Below are 10959 nucleotides of genomic sequence, written 5' to 3' on the forward strand. Positions count from 1 at the left end.
GCGCGCTGGGTGATGTCGCCCGAGAGCACCAGCAGATCGGGCCGCTGTTGCCGCGACAGCGTCACCAGCGCCTCGACCACCGGTGTCTGCTCGGTGCCGAAATGGGTGTCGGATATCTGCAGCAGGACGCTCATGTGCCGCCCGCTTCGGGACCGCTGGTACCCGCTGCGATGAGGGGCTTGAGGAGGTACAGCGGCCTGGGCGACACCCGGAATTCCAGCGGCGCGCGCATCCAGCTGACCTCGCCATCAAAAGCCACCTTGACCAAGCGCCTACCCCAGGCCAGCCGTGGCTTGACAAGCATGCGATGGAACTTGAAGCTCTCCACCGTGTCGGCCTCGCCGAGGGTGCCCATGGTCCCGCGCAGCAGCAGCCAGAGCATGGCAAAGGCGCCGACCGGTCGCAGCATCACGGCGGCGATGCAGCCCTCGTCGAGCGAGTGGGCCTGCGGCAGACCGACTTGTTCCAGTTGCAGCCGGTTGTTGCCGACAAAAAGCGTTGGCGTCGTCACGTCGCGTGTGGTGGCGCCCTGTTCGATGCGCAGCCGCAGCTGCCGGTGCGTGCCCAGCAAGGTGACCAACGCAGACCCGAACGCCACCAGCCGACTGCGGCCGAAGCGCGCCTTGTAGGCCTCGCGATCCTGCAGCAGTTCGGGGTACAGGCCGAGGCTGGCGTTGACGAGAAACACGTGCTCGTTGATCAAGCCCACCTGCACCGGCACCGGCACGGAACGCAGCAGGGCCTGGACGGCGGCAGCGGCATCGGCCGGAAGGCCATGGGTGCGGGCAAAGTAATTGAAAGTGCCCTGCGGCATCACCCCCATGGCGCAGCCTTGGGCATGCGCGGCCTGCGCCACCGAGTTGATCGTACCGTCGCCGCCCACGGCAACGACGGCGCTACGCCGGGCGCAAGCGGTCGTGGCGGCTTGCTGTGCGACGCGGGCCAGTTCGTCGGGGCGGGCGAACAGCAATTCACCGGTTCTCCCAGCCGCCCGCAGCGCCTCTTCGATCACATGGCGTGTCGTCTGCGGATCGTTGCGACCCGAGGCGGCATTGATGACGAACAGCAGCGTTGCCGCCGGGTCTACGTCTGGAACGCGCGGTGGCTGGGTCATGCTTTGGTACGGCAGAGCAGCGTGGTCTTGGCGGGAGAGGGTGTTCGAGTTCAAGTCCATGTCGGCCACTCGGATCACGCGGCAATTTTATCGACGGGTACTTGTTGCAAAGGCAGCCAGATACGGAATGTGCTGCCTTTGCCGAGCGTGCTGTCGACTTCGATTCGACCCTGATGCTTCTGGATGATGCTATGCGCCAGTGACAGCCCGAGCCCGGTGCCCTGACCGATGGGTTTGGTCGTGAAGAATGGATCGAAAATACGTTTGATGGTTTCGGGGCTGATACCGCTTCCGGTATCGCTGAATTCGATCCTGGCCATATCATCCTGGACGCCGGTGCGAATCCTGATTTCCCCAAAACTCGGGATCGCGTGCGCCGCGTTCACCAGCATGTTCATGAACACCTGATTGAGTTCCAGCGGCAGACAAACAATCGGCGGCAATGCACCATATTCCTTGATGACGTTGGCCTTGTACTTGATTTCATTGGTGACGATATTGAGCGTGCTGTCCAAGCCGGCATGCAAATCTGCCAGCTGCCATTCCACCGCACCGACGTGGGAAAAATCCTTCAGATCCTGGACAATTCTTTTCACCCGCAACATGCCGTCCTTGGATTCGTCCAGCAGCGTGAAAATATCTTCTTTCAGGTAGTCCAGCTCCACCTCGGTTTTGACCGCTTCGATCGATTGGAGGTCTTGCGGGTACTGTTCAAAGACCTGTTGGTGGTCCTCATACGCCTGGATGACTTGCAGCAGGCTGCGGACATACGCGTCAAGACTGTTCAGATTGGAATTGACAAAACCAACCGGGTTGTTGATCTCATGCGCCACACCGGCGGCGAGCTGACCAATGGACGCCATTTTTTCCGTTTGCAGCAATTGGTTGTGCGCTTGTTCCAGCTTGCGATTGGTGTCCAGCAGTTGTTCGTTGGCTTGCCGCAGGTCGGTCGTGCGTTGCGCGACCAGTTGCTCAAGCTGATCCCGATGCTGCGCCAGTTCATCCTCGTCACGCTTGCGTTCGGTGACATCCCGTACGATTGAAATCAGCACCTGTTCACCGCCAATTTCAGCAAGATTGACCGAGGCTTCGACATCCCGGATTTCCTGTCTGAAATTCACCAGACTGGTTCGGAAGCCATGTAACTCGTTGGTCACTTTCAAGGCGCCGACAAAAGCCACGCGCACTTCAGGACTGGGCCAGATACCGATTTCCAGCGATGTGCGCCCAATCATCTCGGCTCGTGTCAGTCCGGTAAAACGCTCATAGCCCGGATTGACGTCGATATAGGTGCCGTCCAGCCGACTGAACGAAATGTAATCGGGCGACGCGTAAAAAACGCGGCGATAGACTTCAAGTTTCGCGTCGTCGATGGATGTTTGCTGATCCCTGTCATTCATTTCAATGATTCCTTGTCTGGCCGCTTCGGGCGGCAAACAGCCATTAAAAATAGTGCCAATTGACTGAACCCTGGCCTACTGCTTGGCCCCCAAGGCCAGCGCCGCCGCGCGTGACGCCGCCAGCGCTTGCGCGTCAGGCGTGTCCAGCGTGGGCCAGCCGGCCAGATGCTGCTGCGTGAGTTCACACAGCGCCGTGATCCACACCGGGTCATCGTTCAAGCACGGGATGTAATGAAAGTCTTGGCCACCGGCGCTCAGGAACGCGGCGCGGCCCTCCATGCCGATTTCCTCCAGCGTCTCCAGGCAGTCGCTGGTGAAGCCGGGGCACACGACATCGACCCGCTTGACGCCCGCTTTGCCCAGGGCGATCAAGGTGGGTTCGGTGTAGGGCTCCAGCCATTTGGCGCGGCCCAGGCGGGACTGAAAGGTGATCTTGAACTGGTCCGGACTCAAGCCCAGCTGGTCGGCCAGCAGGCGCGCGGTCTTGAAGCATTCGCAGTGGTAGGGGTCGCCCAGGTGCAGCGTGCGCTCGGGCACGCCATGGAAACTCATCACCAGCTGATCCGGGCGCCCATTGAGTTTCCAGTAGCGCTGGATGCTCCTGCCCAACGCCCGGATGCAGCCCGGGTCGTCGTGGTAACGGTTGACAAAGCGCAGTTCGGGCAGGTTGCGCACCTTGGCGGCCCAGCTGTACACCGCGTCAAACAGGCTGGCCGTGGTGGTGGCCGAATATTGCGGGTAGGCCGGCAAAATCAGCACGCGGGTCACGCCCTCGGCCTTCAGCGCGTCCAGTTGCGAGGAGATGGAGGTGCTGCCGTAGCGCATGGCGTAGCGCACCGTGACCTGGTGCCCGCGCTGAGCCAGCCAGCCTTGCAGCAGCTTGACCTGTTTTTCGGTCCAGACCTTGAGCGGCGAGCCCTCGGGCGTCCAGATGCTGGCGTATTTGGCGGCTGACTTGGCGGGCCGCACGCGCAGAATGACGCCGTGCAGGATCAGCAGCCAGACCAGCCGTGGGATCTCGACCACGCGCGTATCACTTAAAAACTCGCTCAAAAAGCGCCGCACATCAGCCGCTGTCGGCGTGTCGGGTGTGCCCAGGTTACAGAAGAGCACAGCGGTGCGCGGCACCTGACCATGGGTGAAGGGGGGTTCTTTGGCAAATTTGCCCATTGAAAAGAAGCTCATGCAGTATTCTCCCGCACCTATGCTGGATATTTCAAAAATCAAGGCAATAACTCTTGATCTGGACGACACCCTGTGGCCGATCTGGCCCACGATTGAGCGCGCCGAAAGAGCTTTGGCGACCTGGCTGGGCCAGCAGGCCCCCGGCGCCGCGGCGGTATTGGCCGACCGCCAGGCGCGACAGGCGGTACGCGACCACGTGCTGCGCAGCCTGCCTGACATCGGCCATGACTTGAGTGCGCTGCGGCGTGAGTCGATCCGACTGGCCCTGCAGCGTGCCAATGAGGACACGGGCCTGGCGGAACCGGCTTTTGAGGTGTTTTTTGCCGAGCGCATGCGGGTGGATTTGTTTGACGATGCCCGGCCGGCACTGGTTTTTCTGGCGGCGCGTTTCCCGGTGGTGGCGCTGTCCAACGGCAACGCCGATGTCCACCGGGTCGGCTTGAGCGAGTTTTTTGTGGCGGGCTTGAGCGCCCGGGAGTTTGGTGTCGGCAAACCCGATCCGCGCATTTTTCACGCGGCAGCCAGCAGCGCCGGCGTCGCGGCCGACGCGGTGCTGCATGTGGGCGACGATGCCGCGCTGGACGTGCTGGGCGCCTTGGCTGCCGGCATGCAGACAGTGTGGGTCAACCGCGGCGAACAGCGGTGGACGCATGCGCTGCAACCGCATGAGACGGTGGCCACCTTGAGCGTGCTGTGTGAGCTGCTGCAGGCGGTCCCGGTACGGCGCTAGCGCTCTACATCATTGCGCGGCGGGTAGCGCAGGGGTCAGCAGCAGCGTGCTGCGGGTGTTGGCCGTGACGTCGGCGGCACTCAGGTGCTGCGCCACGTAGCCGCCCTCGATGAAAGTTTGCGCCTGGTCTTTGTAATGCGCGTCAAACAGCACGCCGCTTTGGCCCACCGGGTTGATACCCACCGCCGTGCTGGCATCCGCAAAATCGATCACGCGCCGGGTGGACGGGCCATAGCTCACGGCCCAGGGCGCGGGCCCGATCGAGCCCGACAGGTTGTTCGGGATCTCGCGTCCGCCCGGTGCGGCAAAGGGCCCGACGTTGAACAGCTGGTCCAGCGGCTTTTGTGCGCCCAGCGGATGGCCGTGGGTCAGCGTGTGGGCCTTGCCCCAAGCCCAAGCGGCGGGGTCATCGCCCAGCGTGGCTTTCAAGTGGTCGATGGTGGCGCGCCAAACCAGTTTCATGGTGTCGGCGCGGCTCTCGACTTGCGGCGTGTTGCGGTTGTCCCACCAGGGCGAGGCGGCGTCCTCGGCCAGTCGGGGCAAGGCAAAGTCCAGCGCGTGGGTGTTCAGCAGGTTTTTGAACTGAACCTCGCCCATTTCATCCGCCATGGCGCCCCGGGCCAGCTCGTACAGCAGCTGGTTGAAGACCGTGGGCGTGATGCTTTTGAGGGTGTGGTTGCCATCCCAAGTGGCCAGACTCGCCAGCAAGGCGCGTTCCGTCGGATCGGTGACGACGCTCTCCAGCACCGGCAGCAAAGCCTTGAGCACGCGCGGGCCATAACCGGTTTGGCTGTCGAGCTGCAGGGATTGACTGGCCTTGATGTCCCATTTGACCGTGGCATCGCGCAGGCGTTCGTCCAGACGCTGGGCGCGGTCCGAGAGGTTGTAATAACCGGGCACGGGCACACCGCTGCTTGGCTTGGGCTGGTGATTGGCCGAGACGATGTAGCCACGCGCCGGGTTTTCTTCTTGCGGGTTGTCGCTGAAGCGGTAAAAACCCAGCTTGTCCGCATCCGCGGTGCTGCCGTCCAGTATGAACGTGGGGTTGACGTTGTCCGGGCGGATCGGGAGTTTGGCGGCGGCCCACCAGCCGATGTCGCCGGCGGCATTGGCCCACACCACGTTGAGTCCGGGCGCATGGATTTTGCTGGCGGCGTGGCGTGCCTTCTCCAGCGTGTTGGCGCGGTTGAGTTCATAAAAGGCGTCCAGCACCGGGTTTTCGGTCTCCAGAAAGGCCCACCACATGGCCACCGGCGTCTTGCCCAAGCTGTCTGTGAACGCGTCGGTGATGATGGGGCCGTGGGGCGAGCGCCGTAGCGTGAGTTTGATCGGCGCGGCACCCTTGACCAGAATGGTTTCTTCGCGGCTTTGCAGGTCGACCCACTGGCCGTGGTACCAGATTTGATTCGGATTGGCGGGATTGGTCTTCTCGGCGATCAGGTCGACGTCATCGTTCTGGAACATGGTCAGGCTCCAGCCAAATCGCTGGTTGTGGCCCAACAAGGCCATCGGATTCAGCGCCTGGTGGTGACCGTACAACTCGAAGCCCGGCGCTGACAGGTGCGCCTCGTACCAGACGGAGGGTACCGAGTAGCCGATGTGCGGGTCACCCGCCAGCAGCGGTTTGCCGCTGGCGGTGCGGCTGCCCGAGATGGCCCAGGCATTGCTGCCCTCGAATTGCGGTAGCCCGGCGGCGTCCAGGGCCTCATGGCTGAGCCGGGCAATTTGGTCGAGCTTGTGCCAGTCCTGGGTGTTCATGGCCGCCGTCGTGCCCTGAGTGATCACGCCTTCGGGGTGCCAGTCGAGGTCAAAGACCTTCAAATAGTCCGCGCCAAGTTTGTCGCGCACATAGGTCAGGGCCGGCTCGGTCCGAAACGCCGCGGCAAAGCTGTAGGCCAGGTAGCCCGACACGGCCACCGTATCCTTTGCGGTGAACGGCCGTTTGCGGATACCCAGCAGGTCGAACTCCAGCGGGGCGGGATGGGTGGACTGGTATTGGTTGACGCCGTCCAGATAGGCGTCCAGCGCTTTAGCGGACGGGCTGGTCTTATCCATGCCGGCGACGTAAGTTTCTGCCCGGGCGCGAATGCCGAGGGTGCGAAACAGCCGGTCAACGTCGACCAGCTTGGGCCCCAGAATCTCGGCCAGTTCACCCTGCGCCAGACGCCGCACCATCTCCATCTGAAACAGGCGGTCTTGCGCGTGCACATAACCCAGCGCGCGGTACATATCGGCCTCATTCTCGGCCCGAATGTGCGGCACGCCGCGCTCGTCATAGCGCACGCTGACCGGTGCCGTGAGCTGCGTCAGGGTCAAGGTCCCGGATCGTTGCGGCTGTTTGGTGTGGATGTACCAGGCGGCTGCCGCTGCTGCCACCACGGCCAGTACGGCGAGCAGCAGGGCGACAATTTTCAACGTGCGTTTCATGGGGCTGACTCCTTGTATTTTGTGCGTCTGGGCATCGAATCATAAGGGTCAGGCCCGGCCTGCCCGACGGCCGCCACGGCGCTGCGTACCGCACCCTCCAGGGTGGCCGGGTAGGGGCCCGCCACATAGTCGCCACAGGCCAGCAGACCGGGCGCGATTTGCTGGGCTGGCCGCTGCAGACCGGGCGTGCAGGCAAAGGTGGCGCGTTTTTCCACAATGGTTTGAACCGCTTGCAGCCGCAGGCCCAGCTGCGCTTGCGCTTGCAGCAGCACTTGCGCCTGCAGTGCCTCGCGTTCTCCCGCGCTGGCGCTCACCACAAAGGCGAGCAGGCCTTGGGGCCCGCCGAGCTGGCCGCGGTCGAACACAAACTGCGCCGGGGCCGGGGCCGGGGCGAGCAGGGCTGTCGGTCTGGCGGCGTGGCTGCGCAGGGTCAGCATCGGGTGGGGCAGGGCTGCACCCGAACCCCAGGCATAGACGGTGGTGATGGCTTCAAACTGCAGGGCGCGGGTGAGCCGGGTCCATTGGCAGATCGTGTCTGCTATTGAATCAGGAGCTGCTTGCGCACTGTTTTCGAGGGCTCTGGCCGATTCTGATGCTGATGTGGCGAAGATCACGGCGTCAAACAGCTTGCCTTCAACCCGCCACTGCGCGCCTTGCGGCAAGACCGATGCCACCCGTGTGCCGAGCCGCACTTGGCCGCCATGTTGGGTGAGCCAGCGCGCGGCAGCCTGGGGAAACAGCTCGGACAGATCAAGGCGCGGCAGCAGCAGCCGGGAGCCACCCTGCACGCCGAACAGGGCGTCGCGCATGACCCGCAAGAACACCTGGGCGCTGGCCCGCTCGGTCGGCGTGTTGAGGGCCGACACACACAGCGGCTCAATCAATTCCGCCATGACGCGGGGGCGCAAACGTCGGCACAGCAGCGCCACCGACAGGCTCGTTTCACACTCAAAGCCCTGTCGCTGCCAGCCGCTGGCGACGCGCAGCAAAGACCACTTGTCCGCCACCGTCCAGCCACGTGCCGACAGAATGCCGGCCAGCGCGTCCAGTGGCGTCGGCCAGTCGGGAAAGCGCAAGCCCTGGCCGTCCGGGAACAGCAGCGTCATGGGCAGACGCAACAAGGCGTCCTCCGGCTGCACGCCGACCCGGCGCATCAGGCGCAGGGTCTCGGTGTAGGCACCAATCAGGATGTGCTGGCCGTTGTCCAGTGTCACCGGCGTGCCGTCAGGCAATATGCCATTCAGGGCTCTAGCCCTCCCGCCGATTGCGCGGGATGCTTCGAAAACGATAGCATGATGGCCCGCCTGGGTGGCCTCCACCGCAGCCGCCATGCCGGCCCAGCCGGCGCCGACGATGGCAATTTTCATTTAGGCGTGCGCCGCAGCGACAAGCTTGGGGGCCAATTTTTCGACGGGCCGCCCCTAGGAAAATTAGCCCCCTCGGGGGGCAGCGCAGTACACGAAGTGACAAGCGTGGAGGCCATATTAACCGCCGGTGACCGGCGCAATGATGTCAATGCGGTCGTCTGGCTGGAGTAATTTTTGGGCGTACTGGGTGTTGGGGACGAACTGCAGATTCACCGCCGCCGCAAAAGGTGGCTGGGCTTGCAGCAGGGAAACAGCGTCGGCCAGCGTCGCGCCTGGCAGAAGATCGTGCGGCACCTGATTGATAAAGACGTTCATGCCTTCAGGCTTGCGCGTTTTGAATTGACAGCGCAAACGTGCTCGCCAACGGTGAGCTATTGGCGTGGAACAGTTCCATCACCACATCCAGCACGGCCGGGGCTATCAGGTAGCCATGACGATAAAGCCCGTTGATTTGCATCACGCGTTCACCGATGCGGCGGATCGCGGGCAGGTTGTCCGGCAAGGTCGGACGACATTGGGTCACCATATCCACAATCCGCGCTTCAGCAAATCCGCTGTCCACCGAATAGACCGCACTAAGTAGCTCCAGCGTAGAGCGCACGCTCATTTCTGACAAATCATCTGACTCAATTTCAGTGGCACCCACCACAAAATAATCACCCCCTTTGGGCGCAATGTAAATGGGATAGCGCGGATGGATCAGGCGCGTTGGGCGGGTCAATTTCACCTCCGGGGCCAGCAGCGTGATGATCTCGCCACGCACGCCACGCAGCGCAGGCCACTGATCTCGCGCCCCCAGCCCACGGCAGTCAAACACCCAATCCGGTTGTCCTGGCTTTCCCGGCGAGAAGTCGCCAGGGGCGCGTGGGCTGTCCCAGTTCAGTTTGACATGGAGGCGCTGGAGTTGATGCAGCATGACTGCCAGCAACTGGTGGTTGTCCAGTTGTCCCTCTCCCGGAAGATACAGACCTTGGGCAAAACGCGAGCCCAGCGAGGGTTCAAGTTCAGCGATGCCTTGGGCATCCAGCCGCTGCGCCTTCGGCAGAATGGGCAGCGCCAGACCCGTGGCGTCCATCTGGCGCGAAAAGCGCTCGGCCTCTGCGGCGTCCTGACGATGCCACAGCACCAGGGTTCCTTCCTGTTGAAAGAAGACCGGCTCATCGAGTTGGGCAATCAGCTCAGGCCAGCGCTTGAGCGCATAAACGCCCATTTGCACCACGCTGGTCTCCGTGATCGCCGATTCCGCCAGGGGTGCCAGCATGGCGGCAGCGGCGCGGGCGGCCGAGGTCAGCGCCTCCGGGCCGCCGGCGTCAAACAGTTCAAGGCTATGACCGGCCCGTGCCAGCTGGCAGGCCAGTAGCCGCCCCATCAGGCCTGCGCCCAAAATAACGATATTCATGTTGGTTCTCGGAGAATGGACTTAGGTCCGTTGTGGCCGTGTGAGCCAGGCGAGCGTGAAGCTCAGTGCCAGCGTCGGCAGGGCTGAGCCCCATTGGGGTGCCCATTTGGCGAGAGCGTGGTACATGGCCACACCCGCCAGCCACAGCAGTGCGGCTGTCAGGTCAACCTTGCGTTGTGGTGGCGCGAAGCTGGGTTGGCCCACGCCTAATCGACCCAGAATAACGCCGTAAAGCGGCACAAAGACGGAGCTCAGCAAGAGCAAGAACGGCTCCAGGCTGTGCATGGGCAGTACCAGCGCCAGCCCGGTGCACAGAACCGCCAGCCCCAGCCCCCATTGCCGGATGCTCCATGACGGCTTGATGCTGTGCGCGGACACCGCGCCCGAATAAACGTCGCCGTAAGCGTTGTCAATTTCGTCCACGAGGATCAGGCTCAAGGCAATCAGGCCGCCTTGTGCCAGCAGCAGCGCGCTGACCAGATTGGCGTCCGGTTGCGCCACGCTGACCACCATCACGCCCAGCGCGTAACACCAGATATTGGCCACCGCGTAGCCCAGCCAGGTGCCACTCATGGCACTGCGACCCGCGCGGCCATGGCGGGCGTAGTCGGCCACCAGCGGCAGCCAGGACACCGGCATGGCGATCACCAGGTCCATGGCCGCCAGCATGCTCATGCTGCCGTCTCCGGGTCGTGCCCAGAAAGCGTCAAAGCCTTGCGTTCGCAGTTGCCCGCCAAACTGCCAGGTCAGCCACAGCAGCGAGGCAATCACCAGCGGCAGGCCGAAGCGGCTGATGATTTTGCGTACCAGCGTGGTCATGGAGCCGGCCAGCAACAAGGTCAGCACAGCGCCCCACAAGAGCGTGGTGATGACGATGCCGCCGGGGCCATCAAGAGAGAGCCCAAAAGACTGCTTGCCAATGGCGGCGGTGCCGTCGCGCATGATCACCAGCTCGAACGTGGTCCAGCCTATCAACTGCGCAATGTTCAACAGCACGGGCAGGCGGGCAAAGAGGCTGCCGTACGTGGTGTGCATCAGCCCGGCACTGGTGAGGCCGCTGTCGCAGCCGATCTTGGCGGTCCAGGCCAGCAGGCCGGAGCCGACCAGCGAGCCCAGCACGATGGCCACGGCGGCATCCCGGCTGCCGACGGCGGGCACCAAGTAGGCGCCAATTTGCATGACCAGCAGGCCCACACCCAGGCTGAACCAGAGGGAGGCATGTTCATGCCAGCGAAAAACACGGTCGGCGTCCGCCACCGGCGTCAGCGCCTTGTTGTCGGCATTGGGAACGCTTGTATTTGCCATCCATTTGCTCCATGCAAAAGTATTGGCAGGTG

General features: G+C 63.2%; 9 protein-coding genes. 1 reads left to right on the top strand and 8 read right to left on the bottom strand.

What is annotated here, in order from left to right:
- Nucleotides 1–130: 130 nt before the first annotated feature.
- From B3V69_RS02935 to hemH, 3 genes are all read right to left on the bottom strand, one after another.
- Nucleotides 131–1114: a diacylglycerol/lipid kinase family protein gene (locus B3V69_RS02935; protein ID WP_414707458.1), complete on the bottom strand. Its 984-nt coding sequence runs from the start codon at nt 1112–1114 to the stop codon at nt 131–133.
- Between the two features lie 74 nt (nt 1115–1188).
- Complete coding sequence (locus tag B3V69_RS02940) at nt 1189–2514, bottom strand: ATP-binding protein (RefSeq protein ID WP_296443634.1); 1326 nt, start codon at nt 2512–2514, stop codon at nt 1189–1191.
- Nucleotides 2515–2589: 75 nt separating this feature from the next.
- Nucleotides 2590–3699, bottom strand: coding sequence for a ferrochelatase (gene hemH / locus B3V69_RS02945; protein ID WP_296443637.1), 1110 nt, complete (start codon nt 3697–3699; stop codon nt 2590–2592).
- Here hemH and B3V69_RS02950 point away from each other — a divergent pair.
- Nucleotides 3698–4429, top strand: coding sequence for an HAD family hydrolase (locus tag B3V69_RS02950; protein ID WP_296443639.1), 732 nt, complete (start codon nt 3698–3700; stop codon nt 4427–4429). The genes hemH and B3V69_RS02950 overlap by 2 nt on opposite strands.
- Nucleotides 4430–4438: 9 nt before the next feature.
- On the opposite strand, the gene B3V69_RS02955 is transcribed toward B3V69_RS02950, so the two are convergent.
- The 5 genes from B3V69_RS02955 to B3V69_RS02975 all read right to left on the bottom strand — a co-directional run bounded on the left by B3V69_RS02955 (nt 4439) and on the right by B3V69_RS02975 (nt 10927).
- Nucleotides 4439–6856 (bottom strand): penicillin acylase family protein, encoded by a 2418-nt coding sequence (locus B3V69_RS02955; protein WP_296443641.1) that lies wholly within the window; start codon nt 6854–6856, stop codon nt 4439–4441.
- A complete protein-coding gene (gene hpnE / locus B3V69_RS02960; protein ID WP_296443643.1) occupies nt 6853–8223 on the bottom strand; it encodes a hydroxysqualene dehydroxylase HpnE in 1371 nt (456 codons plus the stop codon). The genes B3V69_RS02955 and hpnE overlap by 4 nt, the downstream gene beginning before the upstream one ends.
- A 117-nt stretch (nt 8224–8340) precedes the next feature.
- Nucleotides 8341–8538, bottom strand: a complete 198-nt coding sequence (gene thiS / locus B3V69_RS02965; protein WP_296443645.1) for a sulfur carrier protein ThiS — start codon at nt 8536–8538, stop codon at nt 8341–8343.
- Between the two features lie 4 nt (nt 8539–8542).
- The gene (locus B3V69_RS02970) at nt 8543–9622 is read right to left on the bottom strand and encodes an FAD-dependent oxidoreductase (protein WP_296443647.1); all 1080 of its coding nucleotides are present in this window, start codon (nt 9620–9622) and stop codon (nt 8543–8545) included.
- 21 nt (nt 9623–9643) lie between these two features.
- A complete protein-coding gene (locus B3V69_RS02975) occupies nt 9644–10927 on the bottom strand; it encodes a purine-cytosine permease family protein (RefSeq protein WP_296443649.1) in 1284 nt (427 codons plus the stop codon).
- Nucleotides 10928–10959: the final 32 nt, after the last annotated feature.

The sequence above is a fragment of the Rhodoferax sp. UBA5149 genome (assembly GCF_002413825.1).
Lineage (GTDB): Bacteria > Pseudomonadota > Gammaproteobacteria > Burkholderiales > Burkholderiaceae_C > Rhodoferax.